This is a genomic window from Streptomyces sp. NPDC101110 (assembly GCF_044759525.1).
Classification (GTDB): Bacteria; Actinomycetota; Actinomycetes; order Streptomycetales; family Streptomycetaceae; genus Streptomyces.
In genome coordinates this window covers 93,335-117,436 of the sequence record NZ_JBIVZM010000014.1, presented here as the reverse complement: position 1 = coordinate 117,436, position 24,102 = coordinate 93,335, and the positions used below count along the sequence as shown (strand labels likewise).

Below are 24,102 nucleotides of genomic sequence, written 5' to 3'. Positions count from 1 at the left end.
AGGTGGACACCGTGAAGCGCTGGCGGGCTCTGATCGTCCTGGGTGCGGCCCAGTTCCTCATGGTGCTGGACACCTCCGTGATGAACGTGTCCATCAGCCAGCTGGTCGAGGACTTCGACACCGAGGTCACGGCCATCCAGGCCGTCATCACCTTGTACGCGCTGGTCATGGCCGCTTTCATGCTCATCGGCGGCAGGCTCGGGGACATCGTGGGGCGTCGTCGCATGTTCGTGCTCGGGATGGTCGTCTACGGCGTCGGATCGGGTCTGACGGCTCTGGCCCCCGCTCTGTGGGTCCTCATGCTGGGCTGGTCGGTCATCGAAGGGCTCGGCGCCGCCATGGTGCTGCCTGCCATGGCGGCGCTCGTCGCGGAGTCGTACCGCGGACGCGACCGGGCCATCGCCTACGCGGTCATCGGAGGGCTCGCCGGTGCGGGCATCGCGGTCGGCCCGCTGCTGGGCGGCTGGGTGACGACGTATCTGACGTGGCGGCTGGTCTTCGCCGGCGAGGTCGTGGTCGTCGTGGCGGTGCTGCTGTGCCGCCGGGTGATCGCGACGCCCCCCGCGCGCGGGCCGCGCCCCCGTCTGGACCTGGTCGGCGCGGTCCTCTCGGCGGCCGGACTCGGACTGGGTGTCCTCGGCGTCCTGCAGAGCAGTACCTGGGGATGGGTGCAGCCCCGGAACCCGCCCTTCACCGTGCTCGGCTTCGCCCCGACTCTGTTCGTCGTCGGTGCCGGGGCCGCGGTCCTGGCCGTTTTCCGCTGGTGGGAGCGGCGGCGGGAGCACCAGAGCGCCGATCCTCTCGTGCACTTGTCGCTCCTGGGCAGGCCAGTGCTGCGGTCGGGCCTGCTGACTCTGCTGAGCCAGAACCTCATCCTGCTGGGGCTGTTCTTCACCATTCCGCTGTACTTGCAGGTGGTGCAGGGGTTCGACGCATTCGAGACGGGTCTGCGTCTGCTCCCGGTGTCCGCCACCATGCTGGTGACCTCCCTGTGCGCGTCCTCGCTGGGGCGCGTGGTGGGACCGCGCCGGGTGGTGCGGCTGGCCCTGGCGACCCTCGTGGCGGCCATCGTGTGGCTGCTGGCCACGATCGACCCGGACATCGACGACGGGCAGTTCGCCGGGGCCATGGCACTGCTGGGCGTCGGGGTCGGGCTGCTCGCCTCGCAGCTGGGCAACGTGGTGCAGTCCGGGGTGGGCGAGGAGGAACGCAGCGAGGCGGGAGGGCTGCAGTTCACGGCGCAGAATCTGGGTTCGGCGCTGGGCACCGCGCTCATCGGATCCCTTCTCATCGGCGCGCTGGCGCATGCCTTCACCACCCATGTGGAGGAGGACCCGAGGCTGTCCGAAGAGACGCGCCAGCAGGTCGGTGTCGCCCTGGAGGCCGGCATCGCCTTCGTCCCCACGGATCAGGTGCGTTCGGCTGCCGAGCGCGCCGGGCTCCCGCCGTCCGAGGCCGACGCCGTCGCCGATTCGTACGCCTCCGCGCAGTTGCAGGGTCTGAAGGCGGCGATCCTGGCCACCGGTGGCGTCGCTCTGGCCAGCTTCCTCGTCACACCGCACCTGCCGGCGGCCCGCGGGAGCCGTCCGCGCGAACAGGACACCGATGCCCCGGCCGGGGCATCGGGATCGACGCACTGAGTCCGTGGGGAGTCATCCATGTCCAGGTCCACAACCGCCCCGGCCCGCCGCAGCAGGCGTCGTGCCGAGCGCCGGGCCAGCGCGGACTACACCGGCGGTGTCTACGGTTCCATGCTGGCGTCCTCCGTGGTGATCGGCGCCGGTTCCCTGGGCCAGTTCCCCCGGACCGAGTTGGTGTTGCTGCTGCTCCTCACCGGCGGGGTGTTCTGGATCGCGCACGTGCACGCCCAGTTGTTCGGGGCACGCCTGGCGCAGCAGGCTCCGGACCGCCGTCTCGTGCTGCACGTGTGCCGTGACGAGTGGCCCATCGTCAAGGCCGCGGTCCCGCCGGCCGTGGCGGTGGCGGTCAGCCCGCTCCTGGGGCTGGACGTCCGAGGTGCCCTCTGGCTGGCTCTGTGCGTCGCCGTGGTCGGCCAGATCGGCTGGTCGGTGGCCGCGGCACGCCGCGCCGGTGCCTCGCCACGGCTCATGGCCGTCACCGCGTCGGTCAACCTCTTCCTCGGCCTGCTCATCATCGCTTTCAAGATCGTGCTGAAGCACTGATCCCTGCGTCCGTCGCCCGGCGGGTCACCTGCTCCGGGTGAGGTCCGAGCCCGTTCGGAGGCGCACGATGGCGGAAAGGGCGCCGTCCGCCTGTCCCGGGCATCCGTGGGAGGACAAGCTCGTGCGCTACGAGATCCGCGTCGAGGGGCACCTGTCGGAAACGCTGGCGAAGGCCTTTCCGGAACTGGGCCATGTGGTGATGGCCGGCCAGACCGTCCTGTTCGGCCACGTCGTGGACGAAGCGCACCTGTACGGGCTGCTGGCGCGCTGCCAGTCGCTGGGACTGCGCGTCGTCGAGATGCGGCCGGTGCCGGAGTGACATGACCGGCCCGCACCCCGTCCGGTCCACCGGTGTACCGCGCGGCACCAACTCGGCTGCCGCACACCTTTGCTGATGAGCCGTCACAGCACTCGGCGCGTCCCCGTACGGCTTTTCCCGCGCCCGCCCCGCACCGGCGGATCACCCGCGGCGGGTGACCCGGCATCCGGCGGCAGGCGGGATTCTGGAGCCGGCAGAACTGCGCGACGGTCCTGCCGCACCCCGCGGGCACCGCACCGCGGCGGTCCCGAAACGACCGATCGATCACGCGAGGAGGAGCCATGAGCATGTCGCGTGGTCCGACACCGTTCTCCGGGCAGGGTCACCGGCCCGACGGCGCGGTCCCCACCCCGGCGTCCGGCACCGCGTACGGGCTGGCTCGACTGGGCCGCTCCTGGACCTGGCTCCTGGGCTCGGCCGTCGCGACCTTTGTGCCGGGCGTGCTGATCCTGGTCTGGCCGGAGGCGACCCTGCACGTCCTGGCCGTCCTCGTCGGGCTGTACCTGCTGGTGAGCGGGGCGTTCCGGCTGGTGTCCGTCTTCGGCCGGGAGGAGCACGGCGAGCGGCTGCCGGGGCTCCTGCTGGCCGTGGTGTACGTCCTGGCCGGGGTGCTGTGCCTGCGCGACCCGCTGCAGACGATCACCGTGCTGTCGCTGGTCACCGGCGTCGTCTGGCTGGTGTCCGGGATCCTCACCCTCTACACGGCCCTGGTCGCCGAGGACCTGCCGCACCGCGGCGTCGTCCTGGCTGCCGCGATGCTGGGCATCGTCGCGGGCATCGTGGTGCTCGCCCTGCCCACGGAGTCGGCCCGCGCCCTGACCCGGCTGCTCGGCCTGTGGCTCGTGCTGCTCGGCCTGGCCGAGACGGCGGTCGCTCTGGCGTGGCGGGCCGCGCTCCGCAGGACGCACACGACGGGGCCGCACGCCCCGTCCGAGGCCGCTTGAGGCACCCCGCCGACGCGACGCGGGCCGCCCGCCGCGACACCCCACCTCGGGTCGCCCCGAGCGACGACGAGCCCGGCGCCCGGGGCGGGGCGCACGGAATCACGCGGAAAGGCACACCCATGAACTCCGCCGCCGTCCCGGACCCGCCGCACAACGGCGGCTCCCCGGACACGAAGCACGTCATGACCGCCGAGGAACGGGCGGAGTACGAGCGGCTGCGCCGGCACGCGGCGGTTCGTCACCGGCGTGTGCGGCGGGCCGGATCATCGGTCCTGCTCCTGCTGGCCCTGCTCCTCGCGCCGCTGGCCGTCGTCGCGGCATGGGTCCACGACACGGTCTCCGACACCGGCAGGTACGTGGCGACCGTCGCGCCGCTGGCCTCCGCGCCACCCGTGCAGGACGTCGTGATCAACCGGCTCACGGACCGGGTGGTGGACAACGTCGACGTGCAGGCGGTGACCGACGCGCTCGTGCGCACCCTTCGGGACGCGGGGGCACCGCCGCGCGTCGTCGACGGGGCCGCGGCCCTCGAAGGTCCGCTGCGCAACGCGGTCAGGACCGTGGTGGACCGCACCGTCACTCGGGTGATCACCAGCGACACCTTCCAGCAGGTGTGGGAGGGCGCCAACCGGCGCTCACACGCCGCGGTGGTGAACATGCTCACGGGTGACCGCGAGGGCGCCGTGGGCGCCGTGAACGGCACCGTCCAGCTGGATGTGGGACAGGTCGTCGACCAGGTAAGGGAGCGGCTCGTCGACGCCGGTTTCGACAAGGCCGCCGCGACCCCGGACACGGACCGGACCATCACCCTGTTCGAGACCGAGCAACTGGGCAAGGCACAGGACGCGATGCGGCTGCTGGACGTCCTCGGCACCTGGCTGCCCGTCCTCACCGTCGTGGTGGCCGCGCTCGCCGTCTGGACCGCTCCCGCCCACCGGGTCATGCTGATGGTCACTTCCGTGGGCGTCGGCGTGATGATGGCGGGTCTGCTCGTGGCCCTGGCCGTGGTCCGGCGCGTCTATCTGGACTCGGTCCCGCCGACGGTGCTGCCCGGCGGCGCGGCCGCGACCATCTATGACACGTTCATCCGTTTCCTGCGCGACAGCACGCTCACCCTGCTGGTCGTGTCGGTGATCATCGCACTGGTCGCGTACCTGTACGGCCCCGGGCGCCTGGCCCGTGGCGTCCGGACGACGGCGGACCGGGGTACGACGGCCACCGGCAGGGGGCTGGAGAAGGCGGGCATGCACACCGGTGCGGTGGGACGCCGGCTGGCCGACCACCGGCAGTGGATCACCGGTGCGGTCATCGGGGCGGCGGCTCTGACGCTGGTCCTCTGGAACCACCCCACCGTCGGAGCGGTGGCGCTCGTCGTTGGTATCGCCCTGGTCGTCCTGGCCGTCCTGGCGATCCTGGCGGCCGCCGCCGGACCGGCCGGGCCGGCGGCGGCACAGGGCGAGCAGCGGGCGGTTCCGTGAGTCATGGCCTTGAAACCCGGTCTCTCCGGCAGGCCACGCGGGCACACGGCGGCGCGGCTTTCGGCCGGCCTGCGGTCCGGGGCCGCGGCCCGGCTGCTGTCCCGCCTGGCGGCGCTCAACATCGTGGAGGGCTCGGTGCGGCTGGCCGCGCAGGCGTTTCTCACCGCGCTCCCGCTGCTGATGACCGTGGCGGCGTTCGCCCCGGACTGGATGCAGGACCTGCTGGCCGACTCCGTCCGCGCGGTTCTGGGCATGCGCGGTGACACCCTGGATGAGCTGCGCCGGGTGTTCTCCGCGACGGGCACGACTCGCCACACGGCCGGAGCGGTGGGCGCGGTGGTGACCCTCGTGTCGGCCACGGCGTTCAGCCGGGCCCTGCAGGCGGTGTGCGAGCGCTGCTGGCGGTTGCCGCGCGCACCGATACGAGCGGTCTTCTGGCGCTGGCTGCTGTGGCTGCTGGTCTGGCTCGCCTACCTGTTGTTCCAGGGGCCGGTGCGCGAGGGGTTCGGCGCGGGCACCCTGACCGGGCTGGTGCTCTCCCTGCTGTCCGCGACGCTGCTGTGGTGGTGGTCCCAGCATCTGCTGCTGGGCGGCCGGATCGGCTGGCGGAGCCTGCTGCCGGGCGCGGTGCTGGCCGGCGCCGGTACGGTCCTGCTGAGCCTGGCCGCGCGCGTGCTGGTGCCCACGGCGATGCAGCGCAGCCTGGACGAGTTCGGCCCTCTCGGCCCCGTGTTCACGTTCCTGTCCTGGCTCATCGCCGTCTTCCTCGTGGCCGTGTCGGGCCTGGCCCTCGGCGAGTACGTCGCCTCCACCGCGTGGTACCGGGCCGCCGCACGCTCACCCGCGCCGGGTGAGGCCGATCGTGGCTCTCCGGACCCAAGCTGAAGGCAGCACCCGCCGGTGACCCCGGCGAGCGTCGAGACGGAGGAGAGAAATGAGCGCGCAGACATATCTGGCCTACGACTACCCCCTGTTGAGCGTCTTCTGGAGCATGCTCCTGTTCTTCCTGTGGATCATGTGGTTCATCCTGCTCTTCCGCGTGGTGGTCGACATCTTCCGTGACGACGACCTGAGCGGCTGGGCGAAGACCGGCTGGCTGGTGCTCACCGTGCTGCTGCCCTTCCTGGGCGTGTTCGTCTACGTGATCGCCCGCGGCAAGAACATGGGCCGCCGTGAGATGGCGCAGGCCCGGGCCCAGCAGGAGGCCTTCGACGCCCGCATCAGGCAGGCCGCGGGCACCGAGGGCCGGTCGAGCAGCGTCGACGAACTCGCCAGGCTGTCCGAGATCCGGCAGAGCGGGGCCATCACGGACGACGAGTACCGCAGGGCGAAGGAACTCGTGCTGACGGGACATGCCCCGGCCGGGCAGCCGGGGTTCACCCCGCCCGCTTCCGCGCGTTGACGCCGGCGCCGGGCGAACCGGCGGCGGCAGCCGGTGCGAGGGTGGCCGACGGCCCTCAGGCTGCGATCACGACCGAGCCTCGCACCCCGACGCCCCGCGGTGCCCTCGATCTGCTGCTGGCCGGTAATCGGCGGTTCGTCGCGGGTGCCCCCGAGCGCCCCGCGCAGGACGCCGCGCGCCGCGTGCCGCGCCGAGATCGCACCGGCCCAACAGCCCTTCGCCGTGCTGTTCGGGTGTTCCGACTCCCGGGTGGCCGCCGAGATCGTCTTCGACCGTGGCCTGGGCGACCTGTTCGTGGTGCGCACCGCTGGCCACGTCGCGGGGGCGGAGGTGCTGGGCAGTATCGAGTACGGCGTGGACCTGCTGGGCTGCCCGCTGGTGGTGGTGCTGGGGCACGAGTCGTGCGGCGCGGTCGGTGCGGCGTGCGCCGCGGTGGAGGACGGCGTCGCACCGGCCGGGTTCGTGCGGGACGTCGTCGAGCGGGTCACCCCCAGTGTGCCGGCGGCGCGGGCCGCCGGACGGGCCGAGCCGGAGGAGATCCTCGCCGAGCACGTGCGGAACACTGTGGACCTGCTCGTGGACCGCTCCCGGGTGCTCGCCGGGAGGGTCGGCGCGGGACAGGCCGCAGTGGTGGGTCTGCGCTATCGCCTGACCGACGGCAGCGTGCAACTCGTCACGGCCCGCGGCCTGAAGGTCGCGGACCCCGCCGAGCTCTGACGAGGTGCCGGTTGCCCGGGCCTTCCGCGGGGGCCGCGAGGAAGGCGTGTCGCGTGTACCGCACTGCGGCAGCGCGGCGGGACGCCGTACGGTCGAATCCCGTCAGCGAGGAGGACTGCCGATGCGCAGCGTGACCTATTCGATGAGCACGTCACTCGACGGCTACATCGTCGGACCGGACGGCGGCTTCAACTGGACGGTCCCCGACGAGGAGGTCTTCCGCTTCTGGATCGACGAGATCCGGGAGGTCGGCGTCCACCTGCTGGGGCGACGGCTGTACGAGACGATGCTGTACTGGGAGACCGCCGATCAGGATCCCTCGCTCGACGAGGCGCAGCGCGAGTGGACCACGCTGTGGAAGCCGCTGCCGAAGGTGGTCTTCTCCAGGACGCTGTCGACGGTGCGGGGCAACGCCCGTCTGCTGTCCGGGGGCCTGGCGGCGGAGATCGAACGGTTGCGGGCCGAGCCGACGGAGGGTGACATCGCGATCGGCGGCGCGACTCTCGCCGCCGAGGCGGCCGCGTCGGATCTGATCGACGAGTACCGCACCGTGGTCTACCCGGTGCTGATCGGCGGGGGGATCCCGTTCTTCCCGCAGCACGAACGCCGGGTCGATCTCGAACTCGTCGAGACCCGCACGTTCGGGTCGGGCGTCGTCTACCACCGCCACCGCGTGGTGCACCGGGGCTGACGACCGCCGGCCGGACCGTCCGCCCCTCGCCCGCCGCCCGGTTCACCCGAACAGCCGCCCCCGTACTGTGCCGCAGCCGCGGATGGGATGTCCTGGTCGGAGAGTCGTCCGTCCCATGGGGGAAGCATGTACGAGATGTGCACCGGCCTCGACGAGCCCGGCACGACCTTCGTCTGGCACGTGAAGGCCAAACACGGCACCGTGGCCCTCTGCGGCGTGCCCCTCGAACCGAGGGAGACCGAGCCGGTGGAGACGGATCGCCACTGCCCGTCGTGCATGACGTCGTTCGGCCGGCTCGTCGACCGGCACGGCTAGGTCGCGGACACGACCTGGGACCCTGGCTGCGTGAACTGCCGGGCGGGACCGGTGCGCCTGTCGTGGGCGCACCGCCGGACCGCCTCGTCACACCCTCTCCCTCAGCCCACCCGGTATCGTCCCGCGCGCTCTGTGTTCAGGGTCAGGCCCAGGCCCGGCTCTTCTGCGCCGCCGGGGCCGATACTGCCGCCGCGGGGGTCGAGGACGCCCTCGAACAGGAGGCGTTCGATGCGGACGTGGTCGTGGAACCACTCCAGGTGGCGCAGATTGGGCACCGCCGCGGCGGCATGGGCGTGGGCATGGGGAGCGCAGTGACCGGAGATCTCCAGGCCGCGGCCCTGAGCGAGGGCCGCGGCACGCAGCCAGACCGTGATGCCGCCGCACCGGGTGATGTCCGCCTGCAGGCAGTCGACGGCGCCGGCGGCGAGCATGTGCTCGAAGTACGGGAGGGTGTAGCCGTACTCGCCGGCGGCGACGTCGATCGTGATCTGATCGCGGATGCGGGCCAGGGTGCCCGGGTGGTCGGAGGAGACGGGCTCCTCGAACCAGGTCACGCCGTGGTCGGCCAGCGCGCCTGCGACCCGGACGGCCTGTTTGGCGTCGTAGGCCCCGTTGGCGTCCACGTACAGGGCGGTGGCGTCGCCGACGCTCGCGCGCGCCTCGGCGACCCGCCGCAGGTCACGTTCCTCCCGCCGCCCCCACGACTCACCGATCTTGATCTTGACGCGCGGAATGCCCTCTTCCTCGGTCCAGCCGCGCAGTTGGCGATCCTGCCGTGCGGCGTCGTAGGTGGTGAACCCGCCGCTGCCGTAGACCGGCACGTCCGGCCGGGCGGCGCCCAGCAGGTCGACGAGGGCCAGGTCCAGCAGGCGGGCCTTGCAGTCCCACAGCGCGATGTCGACCGCCGCGATCGCCTGGGCGGCGACGCCGGGCAGTCCCGCGTTGCGCACGGCACGGTGCATGGCCTCGTTCAGGCGCGGCACGTCGAAGACGGGGCAGCCGACGACGATGCCGCCGAGCAGGCCGTCGACGATGCGCGCCGCGGCCGCCGGGGCGTAGGTGTAGCCGGTTCCGGTGACCCGGCCGCTCCGTACGGTCGCGACGACGAGGGTGGTGCTGTCCCAGCTCAGGGTGCCGTCCGCCTCGGGGGCGTCGGTGGGCACCGTGTAGACGGCGGTGTCCAGCCGTTCCACCACCGCCGCGTCCGTCACCGGTCCTCACCCGCACCGGGCCCGTCCTCGCGGTGCCGGCCGCCGGGCAGCATTTCCTGCACCTTGGCCTTGAAGCCCTGACGGACCATCGCGGTGCGATCGCTGTCGCCCTTGAGCACGGACGCCGCCGCGGCCTCGATCTGGTCGAGCGACGCGTGCGGCGGGATGGGCGGTACGGCCGGGTCGGTGCGGAAGTCCAGCACGAAGGGCCGGTCGGATGCCAGCGCCGCCTCCCACGCGCCCTGTACGTCCTGCGGCTTCTCCACCCGCATCCCGTGCAGCCCGAGCGAGCGGGCGAAGTCGGCGTAGGCGACGTCGGGCAGGGACTGTGAGGGCAGGAACTGGGGGGCGCCGGACATGGCGCGCATCTCCCAGGTGACCTGGTTGAGGTCCTGGTTGTTGAGCACGGCCACCACCAGGCGCGGGTCTTCCCACTGCTGCCAGTACTTGGCGATCGTGATCAGCTCGGCGAGTCCGTTCATCTGCATCGCCCCGTCGCCCACGAGCGCGATGGCGGGGCGGTCCCCGTGTGCGAACTTCGCCCCGATGACGTAGGGGACGCCGGGGCCCATCGTGGCGAGGGTGCCGGAGAGCGAGCCGCGCATGCTGCCGCGCAACCGCAGATGGCGTGCGTACCAGTTGGCGGCCGAACCGGAGTCGGCGGCCAGGATGACGTCGTCGGGCAGCAGGTCGTTCAGCGTGTGGGCCACGTACTCCGGGTTGATCGGGTCGGCGTCCACCGCGGCGCGCCGTTCCATGACCTCCCACCAGCGGGCGGTGTTCTTCTCGATCTTCTTGCGCCAGCCGTCGTGCCCGGCCTGCCGCAGGTGCGGCAGGAGCCGTTGCAGCGTCGCGCGGGCGTCACCGACGAGGTTGACCTCGAACGGGTAGCGCAAGCCGACCATGTGCGGGTCGATGTCGATCTGGACGGCCCGCGCCTGGCCGAACTCGGGCATGAACTGCGTGTAGGGGAAGCTGGATCCGATGACCAGCAGGGTGTCGCAGTCCTGCATCAGCTCGTACGACGGACGGGTGCCCAGGAGCCCGATGGCGCCGGTGACGTAGGGGAGGTCGTCGTCGAGCGCGTCCTTGCCGAGGAGCGCCTTGGCCACGCCGGCGCCCAGCCGTTCGGCGACCTCCATGACCTCCTGGCGGGCGCCGCGCGCGCCCTGGCCGATGAGCAGGGCGACCTTCTCACCGGCGTTCAGCACCTCGGCGGCACGCTCGATGTCGGATTCCGCGGGCACCGGGGCGTAGTGGGACATGCCCAGGCTGGAGGGCACCATCTTGAAGGCGTGCCCGGGGGCGGAGTAGTCGAGTTCCTGCACGTCCGCCGGGATGATGACGGCCGTCACCGAGCGGCGTGCCATCGCGGTGCGCATGGCCCGGTCGAGCACGTTGGGCAGTTGCTCCGGGACGGTGACCATCTCGCAGAAGTCGGAGGCGACGTCCTTGTAGAGGCTCAGCAGGTCGACCTCCTGCTGGTAGGAGCCGCCCATCGCGCTGCGGTTGGTCTGCCCCACGATCGCGACGACGGGCACGTGGTCGAGCTTGGCGTCGTACAGGCCGTTGAGGAGGTGGATGGCGCCGGGCCCGGAGGTGGCGGCGCACACCCCGACCCGGCCGGAGAACTTCGCGTAGCCGACGGCCTGGAAGGCGGCCATCTCCTCGTGCCGGGCCTGGATGAACTCGGGCTTGTTGTCGGCCCGCCCCCAGGCGGCGAGCAGTCCGTTGATGCCGTCTCCGGGGTAGGCGAAGACGTGCTCGACCTCCCATTCGCGCAGGCGCTGCAGGACGTGGTCGGAGACCTTCGTCGACATGGTGCTGACCTTTCCGGTGGAGGTGCGTCAGGTGTTGCCGGGTGCCCGGCTAGGCCCGGCGCAGGCGTCGCGCGGCACTGCGGGCGGCCAGGGCGGCCGCTCCGGTGGTCAGGGCCGCGGCGCCCGCGGTGATCGTCCAGCGGCCCGTGCGGGACGGGCCGGGTGGCCGTTGGGCCAGGCGCTCGGGCTGCTCACCGGGCAGGTTTCCGTCCAGGCCCAGCGCCAGCGCTTCGGCGAGGTGCAGTGCCCGGCGGCCGACGTCGCTCTGCTCGATCTGGGTGCGGCAGCTGAAGCCGTCCGCGAGGAGCAGACTGCCCGGGGCGGCCGCACGCACGGCGGGCAGGACGCCCTGTTCCGCGACGGCCAGGGAGATCTCGTGGTGGCCGCGTTCGAAGCCGAAGTTGCCGGCGAGACCGCAGCAGCCCTCGTCGAGGACCTCGGCGTCGAGGTGGGCACGGCGCATCAGTTCCCGGTCGGCGTCGTCCTTGAGGACCGCGTGCTGGTGGCAGTGGGTCTGTACGAGCGCCTGCCGGGCCAGGGCGGGCGGTTGCCAGCCGTGGGGCGCGTGCCGCACGAGGTGTTCGGCGAACGTGCGGAACCGGCCGGCCAGGCGCTGCACGTCCTGGTTGTCCGGCATCAGCTCCGGCGCGTCGGCGCGGAACACGGCGGTGCAGGACGGTTCGAGCCCGATGACCGGTGTGCCGGCCTCGAGGTAGGGCCGCAGGACGTCGAGTGTGCGGCGCAAGACCCTCTTCGCGATGTCCAGTTGGCCGGTGGAGATCCAGGTGAGGCCGCAGCACACGGCGTCCGTGGGCACGGCGACTCGGAAGCCCGCGTCCTCCAGGACCCGCACGGCCGACATCGCGATCGACGGGTGGAAGTAGGTGCTGAACGTGTCGGGCCACAGGACGACGGTCCGCTCGTCGGCGGGATCCGGCTGCTCCACGTTGCGTGCCCGCCACCACTGCACGAACGACTGCGGGGCGAACACCGGTGCCCGGCGGGCGCCGTCCACCCCCGCCAGCCACTTGCCGGCGCGGGCCAGACCGGGGGCGTGCAGCACGCTGTTGACCAGCGAGGGGGCGAGACGGGACAGCCGGGCCCACACCGGCAGCCAGCCCATCGAGTAGTGCGCCGCGGGACGCGGGCGGCCGTCGTAGTGGTGGGCGAGGAATTCGGCTTTGTACGTCGCCATGTCGACGCCCGTCGGACAGTCGGACTTGCAGCCCTTGCACGCCAGGCACAGGTCGAGGGCGTCGCGCACCTCCGTGGACCGCCAGCCGTCGGTTACCGCGGAGTCCGCGTGGCCGTCGAGCATTTCGAAGAGCAGCCGGGCCCGCCCGCGTGTGGAGTGCTCCTCCTCCTGCGTCGCCCGGTACGACGGGCACATCACGCCGCCCTGGTGGCTGCGGCAGTTGCCGATGCCGACGCAGCGCATCACGGCTCGGGTGAAGGAGTGCTCGTCCTCCGGGTAACCGAAGTGCGTCTCCGTCTCGGCCGGCCGCCACCCGGGGCCGAGCCGCAGCTGCCCGTCGACCGGGTTGGGTGCGACGACCTTGCCCGGGTTCATCAGGTCGTCCGGGTCGAAGAGGGCCTTCACCTCGCCGAAGGCGGACACCAGCCGTTCCCCGAACATGCGGGTGAGCAGCTCGCCCCGGGACTGGCCGTCCCCGTGTTCCCCGGACAGGGAACCGCCGTAGGAGGTCACGAGGTCCGCGGCCCGTTCCAGGAAGCGGCGGAATCCGGCGACGCCCTCGGCGGTCTTCAGTCCGAACGGGATGCGGGTGTGCACACAGCCCTGTCCGAAGTGCCCGTACAGGGAAGGGTGGTCGTAGTCGAACTCGGCGAACAGCTTCTTGAGGTCGCGGAGATAGTCGCCCAGCCGATCGGGCGGGACGGCGGAGTCCTCCCAGCCCTCCCAGGTCTCCCGGTCGTCCGGCGGGCGCGCGGTCACTCCGAGGCCCGCCTCGCGTGCCTTGAGCATCTTCTGCTCACGTGCGGGGTCGTCGGAGAAGGCCACCGTGGCCTCGTTCTCGCTGCGGCCCAGGGCGCGCAGCAGCGCGTGCGCCTGTTCGTCGGCCTCCTCCTGGCTGTCACCCGCGAACTGCAGCATCAGCCAGCTGTCGCCGTCCGGCAGGGCATCGAGGGATTCCGGGTAGGCGTGCTCCTCGCGCATGAGCTGTGCCATCCTGCCGTCGAGGGCCTCCAACTGGCCGGGCGAACAGTGCCGCAGCAGCTCGGGCACGTCGTCGGCGGCGGCGCAGATGTCGTCGTAGCCGAGCACCAGCAGTGACTGGTGGGACGGCACCGGCACCAGGTCGAGTTCGGCGCGCAGTACCGTCACCAGGGTGCCCTCACTGCCGACCAGGGCCTTGGCCAGGTCGAAGCCGTGCTCCGGCAGCAGGGAGTCGAGGTTGTAGCCCGAGACCCGGCGCGGGATCCTCGGGTATCCCGTGCGGATGTCCGCCAGGTGCGCGGCGACGATGCGCTCCAGGCCGAGGTGGATCTCGGCTCGGCGCCCGCCCTCGGCGACGATCCGCGCCCGTTCGGCCTCCGACGTCGGCCCGACCCACATACGGGTGCCGTCGCAGGTGAGGACCTCCAGGCGGCGCACGTTGTCCACGGTCTTGCCGTACGCCTGGGCCGACGCCCCGCACGAGTTGTTGCCGATCATGCCGCCCAGCGCGCAATGGCTGTGCGTGGACGGTTTCGGCCCGAACTGGAGCCCGTGACACGATAGTTGCCGGTTGAGTTCGTCCAGGACGATGCCGGGCTCCACCACGCAGGTGCGCGCCTCGGGGTCCACCGCGACCAGCGTGTGGCAGTACTTGGTCCAGTCGATGATCACGGCGGTGTTGGTGGCCTGACCCGCCAGACTGGTCCCGCCGCCCCGGGACAGCACCGGGGCCTTGAGCCGCGCGCAGACCTCCACCGCCCGCGCCCCGGCGTCCACATTGCGGGGCACGACCACGCCGAGCGGCACCTGGCGGTAGTTGGAGCCGTCCGTGGCGTAGGCGCCCCTGCTGCCCGCGTCGAACCGGACTTCGCCGTCGACCGCCTCGCACAGCGCGGCCTCCAGCTCCGCCACGTCGACCGCCTCGGGCGACCAGCCGGTCGAGCCGCGGGTGCTGTGGCGCGATGTACGAGTCATCGGATAACCGTTCCTTCGGCGTGCCCCGCGTACGGGCCGGATCCTTGAGCGGAGGATCTCCTCGCGGTGGGACTCCGCCCGGGGCCTCCCCTTCGGCGCCGGACCGCGGAGAGCCTCCGGCGTCCGCGTACCCACCCTTGCACTCTGCAATGATGGTTTTCGCGGAACATTTCGACTGCGTCCGCCCCGGTCTCACCCTCTGCCCTTGCCTTCCGCAAAGGTTCGGCCTCGGGGGGGCGATGACAAGATCGCTGTACGGAGAGGTGGAACGGCATCATGGCGCCCTCGCACGCGGATCCGGATCAGGAGGCCGAGGAGGTCACCCTCGCCGTCATGGCGGCGTCCAGACTGCTGGTCGCCATCTCCGCACGGGCCCTGTCGTCCGCCGGCAGCGCACTCACCCTTCCCCAGCTGCGCGCCCTCGTGGTGCTGGAGACGTGCGGGCCCGTCAAGCTCGCCGCCATGGCCGCGACCCTGGGCGTCAACCCCTCGACCGCCCTGAGGATGGCCGGCAGGCTGGAGGACGCCGGCCTCATCGACCGCAGGGTCAATCCCGCCAACCGGCGAGAGGTGGTCCTGCGCCTCACCCCCGGGGGACGTGAGCTGGTGGAGCGTGTTCTCGCGCACCGGCGCACCGAGATCCGGGCCCTCGTGGAGCGACTGCCCGCCGAGGCCCGCGCCGGGCTCGTCCCCGCACTGCAGGCGCTCACCCGCGCGGCGGACGAGATGGCCGTGGACCCCGTCGACGAGGCGCGTCGCGTCGCAGGTCTTGTCGACGACCCGCTCGGCCCTGTCCCGTCCGGCGCTCCCAGAGGCGGAGCCGTCCGGCCGAAGGGCGAGACGGCCTAGACACCGGGACGGACCCGGCCGGTGTCCGCCGGGTGTCAGCCGTCGGCGGCCTCCGCGAACTGGTTGGTGTCGAAGAGCGCGTTGATGTGTCCGCCGAGTTCGGACCAGTGCTGTCCGGAGAGTTCGGCCGCGGCGCGGGCGTCTTTGGCGGCGCAGACGTCGATGAGCCGGTCGTGGTGTTCGATGGTGTTGCGGCCGCCCAGAAGCGTGGAGAACTTGCGGCGGAGGATGCGGTGCAGCTGGGGGTGGAGCTGCTCGATGATCCGGCTGAGCACGGGATTGTCCGCCGCGGAGATGGGGACCGCGTGATAGCGGTCGTCCGCGGCCAGGGCGGCCGAGGTGTCGTTGGCGGCGACGGCCCGTTCGAAGTCGCGATTGGCCTGGCGCATGTGTTGCAGGTCCTGCTCGGTCATGACCGGCACGGCCGTCTCGATGGCGAGCTGGTCGAGGGCCCGCAGAACGGAGAGGGGACACGATCCTCCGCCCCGAAGCCCTCACCCGGCCCCGCACCGAGGGCCCCGCTCCCCGCCCGCCCATCGGATCGCCCCGACCGGGTCCGGCCCAGGACAGCGTCAAGGGCTGAGATCGCCCCGCCCCTCCGGGCCCCGTGCGGGCATGCGCGATCATGGCCGGGTGGAAGCTCGTTTCGCCGGCATCGCCGAGTTGACCGACACCCCGTCCGTCGCGGTCGTCGTCGACGTCATGCGCGCCTTCACGGTGGCCGCGTGGGCCTTCGGCCGGGGGGCGGAGCGGATCGTCCTCGCCGAGTCCCTGGATCAGGCGCTGACGCTCAAGGCCCGCCACCCGGATTGGGTGGCGCTCAAGGACGGCCCGCCCGCGCCGGGGTTCGACACCGTCAACTCACCCGGCCTGCTGCGGTCTTGGGACCTCGGCGGACGCACCGTCGTGCAGAAGACCACGGCTGGGACGGTCGGCGCCCTCGCGGTGAAGGACGCTTCGCTGGTGTTGTGCGCCAGTTTCGCCGTGGCGGAGGCGACGGCTCGGCTTCTTCTGACACGCGGGAGTGAGAGCGTCACGTTCGTGGTCACCGGCGAGGGCGGGCAGGCCGACGAGGATCTGGCGTGCGCTCAGTACATCGCAAGGAGGGCTGCCGGGGCCGGGCCGGACGCGGCGGAGTACCTCCGCCGCGCAGGCGAATCGCGCGCGGCTGCCGAATTGGCGGAGGGGGTGCGGCTGGGAGCGCACCCCGATGACGTTTCCCTGTGTCTGGAGCTCGACCGGTTCCCCTTTGCCATGGTGGCGGCCATGGAGGACTCGCTGATGATCCTCAGTGCCCGGCCGCAGCCTTGACCAGGGCGACCGCCACGCCGATCGCCGCGTCCAGCAGCCCCGCCACCACCGCCGCCACCAGGCCGCCGCCCATGCGCAGCCCGCCCAGACAGCCCCACAGGAACAGCGATACGACGCCCACCCCTGCCGCCGCCAGCAACGCGGCATGCAGGCTGATCACGTCCAGCGCCGCCAGAGCGATCAGTACGGCCGGACCGGCGGCGCACGACAGCAGCGGGCTGCTGACGTACAGCATGCGGCGCAGCTCATGGCCCGTGGCGAGGCGGCGGTGGACGGTGCGGTGCGCCTGCTGGTCGGCGACGAGCGCGGCGAGCCACAGGCCCAGCGCGGTCGTCAGGACGGTGGCGACGGCGCCGAGGGAGCCCACCTCACCGAAGGACAGACCGACGACCACCGCGATCATCGTGATGGTCGCGTAGATCCGCTCCTTCAGCCGGTCCACCAGCACACCGGCCTCCCCACCGGGCGGCACCTCCACTCGACGGTCGTCCGCCACCTCGTGCCCCTCACCTGTGGTCGTCGCGGCATGCGCGTTGCGCGTACGCCGGTCACCGCCTCAGCATGCCTCCCGGAGGTGTGGGCAGGCCGCTTCCACGCCGAAGGCGCGGTTGGGGCGTTACGGCGAACCCGTGGCGGGCCGGGTGCGAGGCGGTCGTCCGCTCCGCGCTTACGGGGTGCGGGCGTCCAGGTACTGCTCGACGCCCGGCGCGGTGTGGGCCTTTTCCACGTTCACCGCGGCTCCCACCGCCTTGGCGTCCGGCTTGTGCACCCAGGTCGAGGTGCTCGCCGGGCGGGCCTTGTCGGAGAAGTCCTGGGCGGTGCCGAGTCCGACGTCGACGGCGGTCTGGGAGCGGTGGGCCTTGACGACGTCCGCGCGGGCCAGGCTGCCTCTCTCGCAGGCCTTCCGCAGGTCACGCCCCATCAGCTGAGCGGCGTTGTAGCCGGACAGGACACCTGCGTCGACGGGGGAGCCCGGGAACTTCTTCCGGTAGGAGGCGGCCATCCTGCGCACCCCGGCCAGGTCCGAACTGACCGCGGGCGCGGCGCTGACCACGTTCAGCAGGGCGGCCAGGGCGGGGGCGGCCGGTGTCTTCATGAGCTGCGGGGCGTAGCCGGGGGCACTACTGACGACCGGCACCTTCAGGCCGCGCGAGGCCGCGACCCCGACCAGTGAGGCGGTCTGGGCCGGTCCCGCGCTGATCAGGATCGCCTTGACGCCCGCCTTGCGCAGGGCCGAGACCTGTGCGGACAGGTCGGTGTCCGTCGCCTTGATCTTCTGCCCGGCGACCTTCAGGCCGGCCTTCTCGGCGGCCCACCGGGAGCCCTCCAGCGCGTTCGCGCCGTAGTCGCCCTCGAAGTAGACGTGGCCGATCGTGTCCCCCTTCGCGAGCCCCTTGGTGCGGGTGAGGAAGTCGACGGCGGCGATCATGTCGATGTCGTAGGTGGTGCCCAGGACCTGGACCGAGTCCCGGCCCAGCAGGGAGGCGGCCCAGGCCTGCGGGAAGGTGAGGATCTCGTCCCGCTCGATGTCGTCGAGCAGGGCGGCCATCACCGGCGAGCCGATGACCTGGGGCAGCGCCACGACGTCCGCGGACAGGTCGGCGTAGGCGGTGACGGCCTTCTGCACGTCGTAGCCGTGGTCCTTGACGACGATCTCCACGCGCCGGTCGCAGATGCCGCCGCGGGCGTTGACCTCGTCCGCCCACATCTGCTGGGCCTGCACGATGCTCTTCCCGAGGGTGGCGTACGGACCCGTGAGATCGGTGAGCGCGCCGAGTCTGATGCTCTTGTCGGTCACTCCGGGTCCGGTCTTGATGCCGCCGGCGCCGTCGCCGGTGGTGCCGGCGGAGTCCGCCTTGGAGCTGCATCCTGTGGTGCTCAGGAGAAGGGCCGCGAGGGCCGCGGCCAGGAGCGTGGTGGGACGTGCGCGGTGCGTGTGGTGGTGCGTGGGCTTCACGGGGTGGGCTCCTTGGCTCGTGCGGCTGAGGCGGGTGAGGGTGTCGGGGAGGTGGCGCTCGCGGGTGGTGGGGCGCCCCGGTTGCCGCCGGTGCGGGTCCGCAGGCGGCGGACCAGGCCGTGCAGGCCGTCGGGGGCGAAGAGGAGGATCAGGACGATCGCCGCGCCGTAGAGGTAGCGGGCGGCCTCGGTGGGGCCGACCGTCCCGTCGGCGGCGCCGGGGGCGGCCACCAAGGGGAGTTGGTCGGCGTAGCGGGTCATCAGCAGGGGCAGCGCCGTGACGAAGACCGCGCCCGCTGCGGCTCCGGCGACCGACCCCAGCCCGCCGATGACGATCATGGCGAGGTAGTCGACGGACAGCACGAGGCCGAAGTAGTCGGGCACCACGCGGCGGAAGGAGAGGGCGAGCAGCACCCCGGCGAGGCCCGCGTACACCGAAGAGACGACGAAGGCCGCGGAGCGGTGCCGGGAGACGTCCACGCCCATCACCGCGGCCGCGGTCTCGCTGTCGCGCAGTGCCACCAGGGCCCGTCCGGAACGGCCGCGGAGCAGCCCGCGGGCCGTGAACCAGGTGATCGCGAACACGCCGAGGCCCAGGTACCAGAGTCGTTCCTCGGCCCCGAACGGCACGCCCAGCACGGTCAGTGCGGGGTCGGCGGAGAAGGAGAGGCCGCCCAGTTCCAGCGGGGGGACCGAGCGACCGTTGAAGCCGCCGGTGACGGAGTCCGCGGTGAGCAGGACGTGGTGGCCGAGGAAGACCAGGGCCAGGGTCGCGACACCCAGGTAGATGCCGCGCACCCGCCCGGCGACGGGACTGAACAGTCCGCCGGCCGCCCCCGTGAGCAGGACCGCGAGCACCGCGGCCACACCGGTCGGCAGGCCGGGGCCGGGCTCACCGGCCAGCCATACGTAGCCGTAGGCGCCCACGGCCAGGAAGAAGGCGTGGCCGAGGGAGAGCTGGCCCGCTGTGCCGGACAGCAGGCCGAGGCCGACCGCGCCGACGGCCGCCGCCATCGAGAACAGGCCGATGCGCAGCCAGAACGCGTCGAGGTAGAAGGGCAGCGCGCACAGGACGGCGACGGCTGCGAGGGTCCGACCGGCCCGGGCCGCACGGACGTGGAAGAGCCGCTCAGACACGGACCGCCGCCTTACCGCCGAACAACCCGGTGGGCCGTACCAGCAGCACCAGCACCATCACCGCGTAGGGGGCGACCTCGCCGAACCCCTCGCCCAGGATGTGCAGTTCGGACTGGTAACCGGCGACGAGCGCCTCGGTCATGCCGATCAGCAGACTGCCCGCAAGGGCGCCGGGCGGCGAGGCCATCCCGCCGAGGACGGCGGCCGGGAACGCCTTCAGGGCGATCTGCCCCGTGGTGCGTTCCAGTCCGGGGGCGGGGAACGCGGCCAGGAAGACGGCCGCCAGCGCGGCCAGCGCGCCGGCCAGGCACCAGGCCAGCATGCGGACCCGTACCAGTCGTACGCCCATCAGGGAGGCCGCCTCGACGTCCTCGGCCGCGGCGCGCAGCGACAGCCCCCACGAGGTGTGCCGGAACAGGGCGAAGACACCGGCGATGACCACGGTGGAGACCACGATCGCGGCGATCCGGCTGTCCGCGACCGTGACCGGCCCCAGCCCGCTGACCGAATCGCCAAAGGGGTCGCCCAGCGAGAGCAGGTCGCCGCCGATGCGCCGCGACAGGTCGGTGAGGACGAGGATGTCGACGCCGATGGTGACGATGGTCTGTACGTGCGCGGTGTGCGGGTCCGTCCCGCCGGCCTGGAGCAGGAACCGGTCCATGGCTCCTGCCACGGCCGCCGTCACCAGGACGGACACCGCGAGCGCCCCGGCGAAACCGAGGTCGTCGTGGAGTACGGCGGTGAGGTAGCCGCCGAGCAGGAGCAGGGAACCGTGGGCGAAGTTCATGACGCCGGAGGCCTTGAAGATGATGACGAAGCCGAGGGCGACGAGGGCGTGGACCGCGCCGAGGGCGAAGCCGTTGAAGACGTTGTCCAGGAGGGTGGTCATGCCGCGTCCTCCTGTCCGGCGCCGGTGCCGAGGTAGGCGCGCAGCACCCCGGGGTCGCCGCGGACCTCGTCCGGGGTGCCGTGCGCGATGGCACGGCCGAAGTCGAGGACGGTGACCTCGTCGGCGAGCCGCATCACCAGACCCATGTCGTGCTCCACCAGCACGACCGACAGGCCGAGTTCGGCGCGTACGGCGTGCAGGACCTCGGCCGTCCGGGCACGCTCGGAGGCGTTCATCCCGGCGACCGGCTCGTCCAGCAGCAGCACGCTGGGCTCCAGGCAGAGGGCCCGGGCGAACTCCACGCGCTTGCGGTCACCGTAGGAGAGCGGCGCGACGGGGCTGTCGAAGTGCCGCCCCAGGCCGGTCAGTTCGGCTATCTCACGGGCCCGGGCGAGATGTTCCCGTTGTTCTCGCCGCGCGTGCGGCAGGCGCAGCGCGTCGGCGACGAACCCGGCCCGGGACAAGGCGTGGCGGCCGAGCATCAGGTTGTCGGCGACGGTGCCCCGGGTGGTGACGATGTTCTGGAAGGTGCGGGCCATGCCGAGGGCGGCGATGCGGTGTGGTGCGAGCCGGGTCAGTTCGGTCTCCCCGAGCCGAACGGTGCCCGTGGCCGGGCGGCACAGGCCCGACAGCACGTTGAAGCAGGTGGACTTGCCCGCTCCGTTGGGTCCGATGAGCGCGTGGACGGTGCCCGGCGCGACGGTGAAGGACACCGCCTCCAGGGCGGTGAGCCCCGCGAAGCGGACGGTCACGTCCGTCACGGCGAGTTCGGGTGGTGCGGTAGTGCGGGTGGTCACGCGGCTCCCTGCCCCTCGGTGGTTCCGGCGCTGAGTGCGGTCCCGTCCCGTTCCCCGGTGGTTCCGGCGCTGAGTGCGGTCCCGTCCCGTTCCTCGGTGGGCTCCCCCAGGTACAGCCGCTTCACGGCGTCCGTGCGGGCGAGTTCGTCCGCGGGTCCCGACAGCCGGACTTCGCCGACCTCCAGGACGTGGGCGGTGTCCGCGAGGGACAGCGCCATGCCCGCGTTCTGCTCGACGAGCAGGACGGCGGTGCCCTGGACGTTGATCTCGCGCACGACCTCGGCGATCCGGTACACCATTCGGGGGGCAAGGCCCAGGGAGGGCTCGTCGAGCAGGAGCAGGCGGGGCGCGGCCATGAGGGCCCGGCCGATGGCGAGCATCTGCTGCTCGCCGCCGGAGAGCAGTCCCGCTGCCTGCCGGGGGCGTTCGGCCAGACGCGGGAAGAGGGTGAAGACCCGGTCGCGGGCCTCGGCGACCTGGTCCGGGCGGCGTCGCCCGAGGCCGAGGCCGCCGGAGCGCAGGTTCTCGTCGACGGTGAGTCCGGCGAAGACCCGGCGTCCCTCGGGGACCTGGACGACTCCGGCGCGCACGGCGGCGACCGGGTCGCGTCCGTCGAGTTCCGTGGCTCCGTAGCGGATACGGCCGGCGGTGACCGCGCCGCGGTGCAGGCGCAGGGTGCCGGACACCGCCCGCAACAGGGTCGTCTTGCCCGCGCCGTTGGCGCCGAGGAGGGCGACGACCGTGCCGTGCGGGACGGTCAGGGACACGGAGCGAAGTGCGGACAGGGCACGGCCGTAGGTCACGTCGAGGCCCTCGACGTGCAGGGTGGGCTCTTCGTCCGGTGGTGCTTCGGACATCACGGCTCCTCGGTTCCGTACCGTCGGGCACGGGGGCTTCGGGGGCGGGGCAGCTCACGACAGCACGGGCCCGGGCGGGCGTACAGGAGTTCCGGCCCGGTGGCTGCGTGGTCCCAACCGGGGACGGCGGGGATTGTGCGGCTGCCCAGGCGCCGGGGGCCGGGGGCCGGGGGCCAGGGGCCGGGGGCCAGGGGCCGGGGGCCGGGGGCCGGGGGCCGGAGCAGGAGATGCCGTGCGGCGGTGAGCGACACCGCAGGAGCCCGGGCCGGTGTGGGGCGGCGCCGTGCCGGAACGGGTAGCCGCGCGGGTCGCGTCGGGGGCCGTCCCGCGGCCCGCGTCCGTGGGTCGCGCGTCAGCCGTGCAGCAGCCGGCGTGCCGTCAGGGCGAGGGCGATCTCCACCACGTCGTGCGGGCGGGCCAGTGAGCGGCCGGTGAGCTGTTCGCAGCGGCGCAGCCGGTTCAGGACGGTGTTGCGATGGCAGTACAGCCGCTCGCCGGCCCGCTGGGCGGACCCCCCGCAGGCGAACCAGGCGGACAGGGTGTCCAGAAGCACGTCCCGGTCGGCCGGTTCGAGCCGCAGCAGGGGGCCGATCGTCCGCTCGGTGAGGGCCGCGCCGAGCTCCGGGCAGGAGACGACCAGCGCCTCGGGCAGGTGGTCGGTGAGCCGGACCGTGCCGCCCTCGGCCGGGCACAGGCGCAGGGCGAGATCGGCCAGGCGCCGGGCGTCACCGACCGCGGCGAGTCCCGTCACTGCGCTGCCGACGCCGACGCGCCGTCCGGCCGGGCCGTCGGAGGCGAGGGCTGGTGTCGCGGCGGGGCCCTCGCCGTCCTCCTCGGCGATCAGGACGATGCCGTAGTCCACCTCCGCTCCCGGGTGCCAGTGGACGGTGCAGCCGGGTGGCAGCGCGGTGGCCCGGGTCCCCGAGCCGTTGTGGGGCCGGTCTCCGGTGACCGCGACGACGACGTACCGGCCGTGTTCCGGCAGGCCCAGGCTCTCGGCGGTTCCGGGCAGGTCCGCGATCCGGCTCGTGCCGTCCAGGAGGGCGGACGCCAGCAGGCGTACCCGGTTCTCGCGCCGCCAGGCGAGCTGCCGTTCGGCTTGCCGATAGGCGTCCGCGACGAGGGTGCAGTGCTCGTCGACGAAGTTCCACACGTCGGTGGCCACGTGCACGAGGAGCCGGATGTCCTCGGGTTCCGAGCGGGTGGTCTCCTCCACCAGCCGCTGCCACACCAGGGACCCGCCCAGCCGGAACGCGTGCAGCAGGGCGTCCAGCGGCAGTCCCTGCTCGGCCCGGGTGACGCCGATCCGCCAGGTGCAGCGGCGGGCGGCCTCGCGGGTGCCGCGCGGGTCGAGCAGCGAGGCCACGCTGTGCCGCAACGAGCGGTACACCTCCTGCCAGGTGGCGGTGTGATCGTTCTCCAGGGCGCTCCGGTACGCCGGTTCCTGCTCGCGCAGGACGGCCAGCAGCCGGTCGGTCAGGTCCGGCAGGTCGTCGAGCAGGACGCGGGCCGCGCGGTGCAGGACGCGCAGCGCGTCGGCGTCGATCAGCGACCGGATCCGGCGTGACCGCGGCTGCGGGATCTGCGTCGGCCCGGTGCGGAGCGTCGTACGTGTGCGTGCGGCAGGATGCATGGCGGTCCTCCCCCGGCTGCGGCCTTCCGGCTGCGCCCGGCGCGGTCCGGGCGCAGCGGCGTCCGGCGGGTGCGCTGCCCCTCCGGCCGTCGTCACCCGCGTGGTGCTGCTCCGAAGAATGGCATACCGTCCGGTCGGTCCCCAGGGTCGTGCGGCGTCTTCTTCTCCCTGCGGGTTCTCCGACGGTGCCGGATTCCGGTCCGGGAGCGTGCATCTCGCAGCCGGCATCGCGTGGTGCCGGGCCGCCGGCTGTGTCGTCGCGGGGGTCGATGGTCTCCCCGTCCGCGCGGCCGGTCGCGGGCTCGTGGCCGGCGCTGACGGGGAGACGAGCGGACTGCTGATGTCGATGACGGGCAGCGTGAGCCGCTCGGGGGACCGGCGGCGGAGCCGCACTCTCGCCCGGCTCCCCCGTCACACCCGGGCGTGTCAGGGGAGCCGTCTG

General features: G+C 72.6%; 22 protein-coding genes and 2 pseudogenes. 13 read left to right on the top strand and 11 right to left on the bottom strand.

Going from position 1 to position 24,102, the window contains the following annotated elements; genetic code table 11:
• Positions 1 to 2: 2 nt before the first annotated feature.
• The 10 genes and pseudogenes from ACIQU3_RS29080 to ACIQU3_RS29035 all read left to right on the top strand — a co-directional run bounded on the left by ACIQU3_RS29080 (position 3) and on the right by ACIQU3_RS29035 (position 8,049).
• Entirely contained in the window at positions 3 to 1,640 is a 1,638-nt protein-coding gene (locus ACIQU3_RS29080) for an MFS transporter (protein WP_403928439.1), read from the top strand.
• An 18-nt stretch (positions 1,641 to 1,658) separates the two neighbouring features.
• Positions 1,659 to 2,183, top strand: coding sequence for a hypothetical protein (locus tag ACIQU3_RS29075; RefSeq protein ID WP_403737270.1), 525 nt, complete (start codon positions 1,659 to 1,661; stop codon positions 2,181 to 2,183).
• A gap of 121 nt (positions 2,184 to 2,304) precedes the next feature.
• Positions 2,305 to 2,502 carry a hypothetical protein gene (locus ACIQU3_RS29070; RefSeq protein WP_053669428.1) on the top strand — a complete coding sequence of 66 codons (198 nt, stop codon included), beginning with the start codon at positions 2,305 to 2,307 and terminating at the stop codon, positions 2,500 to 2,502.
• 281 nt (positions 2,503 to 2,783) lie between these two features.
• Complete coding sequence (locus tag ACIQU3_RS29065; protein WP_403928437.1) at positions 2,784 to 3,446, top strand: HdeD family acid-resistance protein; 663 nt, start codon at positions 2,784 to 2,786, stop codon at positions 3,444 to 3,446.
• Between the two features lie 119 nt (positions 3,447 to 3,565).
• Positions 3,566 to 4,924: a hypothetical protein gene (locus ACIQU3_RS29060; RefSeq protein WP_403928434.1), complete on the top strand. Its 1,359-nt coding sequence runs from the start codon at positions 3,566 to 3,568 to the stop codon at positions 4,922 to 4,924.
• A gap of 3 nt (positions 4,925 to 4,927) precedes the next feature.
• Entirely contained in the window at positions 4,928 to 5,809 is an 882-nt protein-coding gene (locus tag ACIQU3_RS29055; protein WP_403737261.1) for a ribonuclease BN, read from the top strand.
• A 49-nt stretch (positions 5,810 to 5,858) separates the two neighbouring features.
• On the top strand, positions 5,859 to 6,326 hold the full coding sequence (locus ACIQU3_RS29050) for a PLDc N-terminal domain-containing protein (protein WP_403737258.1): 468 nt from the start codon (positions 5,859 to 5,861) through the stop codon (positions 6,324 to 6,326).
• A 65-nt stretch (positions 6,327 to 6,391) separates the two neighbouring features.
• Positions 6,392 to 7,043: pseudogene (locus ACIQU3_RS29045) on the top strand (carbonic anhydrase).
• A 121-nt stretch (positions 7,044 to 7,164) separates the two neighbouring features.
• Positions 7,165 to 7,734: a dihydrofolate reductase family protein gene (locus ACIQU3_RS29040; RefSeq protein ID WP_403928432.1), complete on the top strand. Its 570-nt coding sequence runs from the start codon at positions 7,165 to 7,167 to the stop codon at positions 7,732 to 7,734.
• A 126-nt stretch (positions 7,735 to 7,860) separates the two neighbouring features.
• Complete coding sequence (locus ACIQU3_RS29035; RefSeq protein ID WP_403737252.1) at positions 7,861 to 8,049, top strand: hypothetical protein; 189 nt, start codon at positions 7,861 to 7,863, stop codon at positions 8,047 to 8,049.
• A 101-nt stretch (positions 8,050 to 8,150) separates the two neighbouring features.
• On the opposite strand, the gene ACIQU3_RS29030 is transcribed toward ACIQU3_RS29035, so the two are convergent.
• Genes ACIQU3_RS29030 through ACIQU3_RS29020 form a run of 3 tightly spaced genes read right to left on the bottom strand, consistent with a single transcriptional unit; the run spans position 8,151 to position 14,231 of the window.
• Positions 8,151 to 9,260, bottom strand: coding sequence for an enolase C-terminal domain-like protein (locus tag ACIQU3_RS29030; RefSeq protein WP_403737245.1), 1,110 nt, complete (start codon positions 9,258 to 9,260; stop codon positions 8,151 to 8,153).
• A complete protein-coding gene (locus tag ACIQU3_RS29025; RefSeq protein ID WP_403737242.1) occupies positions 9,257 to 11,080 on the bottom strand; it encodes a thiamine pyrophosphate-requiring protein in 1,824 nt (607 codons plus the stop codon). The genes ACIQU3_RS29030 and ACIQU3_RS29025 overlap by 4 nt, the downstream gene beginning before the upstream one ends.
• Before the next feature lie 49 nt (positions 11,081 to 11,129).
• Positions 11,130 to 14,231: an FAD-binding and (Fe-S)-binding domain-containing protein gene (locus ACIQU3_RS29020; RefSeq protein WP_403928429.1), complete on the bottom strand. Its 3,102-nt coding sequence runs from the start codon at positions 14,229 to 14,231 to the stop codon at positions 11,130 to 11,132.
• A 276-nt stretch (positions 14,232 to 14,507) separates the two neighbouring features.
• On the opposite strand from ACIQU3_RS29020, the gene ACIQU3_RS29015 reads away from it, so the two are divergent.
• Positions 14,508 to 15,080: a MarR family winged helix-turn-helix transcriptional regulator gene (locus ACIQU3_RS29015; RefSeq protein WP_403737236.1), complete on the top strand. Its 573-nt coding sequence runs from the start codon at positions 14,508 to 14,510 to the stop codon at positions 15,078 to 15,080.
• A gap of 35 nt (positions 15,081 to 15,115) precedes the next feature.
• Here the strand turns inward: ACIQU3_RS29015 and ACIQU3_RS29010 are convergent, their stop codons facing one another.
• Positions 15,116 to 15,538, bottom strand: coding sequence for an FCD domain-containing protein (locus tag ACIQU3_RS29010; RefSeq protein WP_403928646.1), 423 nt, complete (start codon positions 15,536 to 15,538; stop codon positions 15,116 to 15,118).
• Positions 15,539 to 15,713: 175 nt separating this feature from the next.
• Between ACIQU3_RS29010 and ACIQU3_RS29005 the strand changes: the two genes are divergently transcribed.
• Positions 15,714 to 16,391 (top strand): 2-phosphosulfolactate phosphatase, encoded by a 678-nt coding sequence (locus tag ACIQU3_RS29005; protein WP_403928426.1) that lies wholly within the window; start codon positions 15,714 to 15,716, stop codon positions 16,389 to 16,391.
• Here the strand turns inward: ACIQU3_RS29005 and ACIQU3_RS29000 are convergent.
• From ACIQU3_RS29000 to ACIQU3_RS28970, 7 genes are all read right to left on the bottom strand, one after another.
• Positions 16,369 to 16,887, bottom strand: coding sequence for a hypothetical protein (locus ACIQU3_RS29000; protein WP_403737228.1), 519 nt, complete (start codon positions 16,885 to 16,887; stop codon positions 16,369 to 16,371). The genes ACIQU3_RS29005 and ACIQU3_RS29000 overlap by 23 nt on opposite strands.
• Before the next feature lie 171 nt (positions 16,888 to 17,058).
• Positions 17,059 to 18,348: an ABC transporter substrate-binding protein gene (locus ACIQU3_RS28995; protein WP_403737224.1), complete on the bottom strand. Its 1,290-nt coding sequence runs from the start codon at positions 18,346 to 18,348 to the stop codon at positions 17,059 to 17,061.
• A complete protein-coding gene (locus ACIQU3_RS28990) occupies positions 18,345 to 19,484 on the bottom strand; it encodes a branched-chain amino acid ABC transporter permease (protein ID WP_403928423.1) in 1,140 nt (379 codons plus the stop codon). The genes ACIQU3_RS28995 and ACIQU3_RS28990 overlap by 4 nt, the downstream gene beginning before the upstream one ends.
• A complete protein-coding gene (locus ACIQU3_RS28985; protein ID WP_403737218.1) occupies positions 19,477 to 20,373 on the bottom strand; it encodes a branched-chain amino acid ABC transporter permease in 897 nt (298 codons plus the stop codon). Before ACIQU3_RS28985 ends, ACIQU3_RS28990 begins: the two co-directional genes overlap by 8 nt.
• Positions 20,370 to 21,170 (bottom strand): ABC transporter ATP-binding protein, encoded by an 801-nt coding sequence (locus ACIQU3_RS28980; protein WP_403737215.1) that lies wholly within the window; start codon positions 21,168 to 21,170, stop codon positions 20,370 to 20,372. The genes ACIQU3_RS28985 and ACIQU3_RS28980 overlap by 4 nt, the downstream gene beginning before the upstream one ends.
• Positions 21,167 to 22,027: an ABC transporter ATP-binding protein gene (locus ACIQU3_RS28975; protein ID WP_403737212.1), complete on the bottom strand. Its 861-nt coding sequence runs from the start codon at positions 22,025 to 22,027 to the stop codon at positions 21,167 to 21,169. The genes ACIQU3_RS28980 and ACIQU3_RS28975 overlap by 4 nt, the downstream gene beginning before the upstream one ends.
• 352 nt (positions 22,028 to 22,379) lie before the next feature.
• Positions 22,380 to 23,660: a PucR family transcriptional regulator gene (locus ACIQU3_RS28970; protein ID WP_403737205.1), complete on the bottom strand. Its 1,281-nt coding sequence runs from the start codon at positions 23,658 to 23,660 to the stop codon at positions 22,380 to 22,382.
• 190 nt (positions 23,661 to 23,850) lie between these two features.
• Between ACIQU3_RS28970 and ACIQU3_RS28965 the strand changes: the two are divergent.
• Positions 23,851 to 24,018 (top strand): annotated as a pseudogene (locus ACIQU3_RS28965) (phosphatase); the annotation flags it as partial.
• Between the last annotated feature and the right edge of the window lie 84 nt (positions 24,019 to 24,102).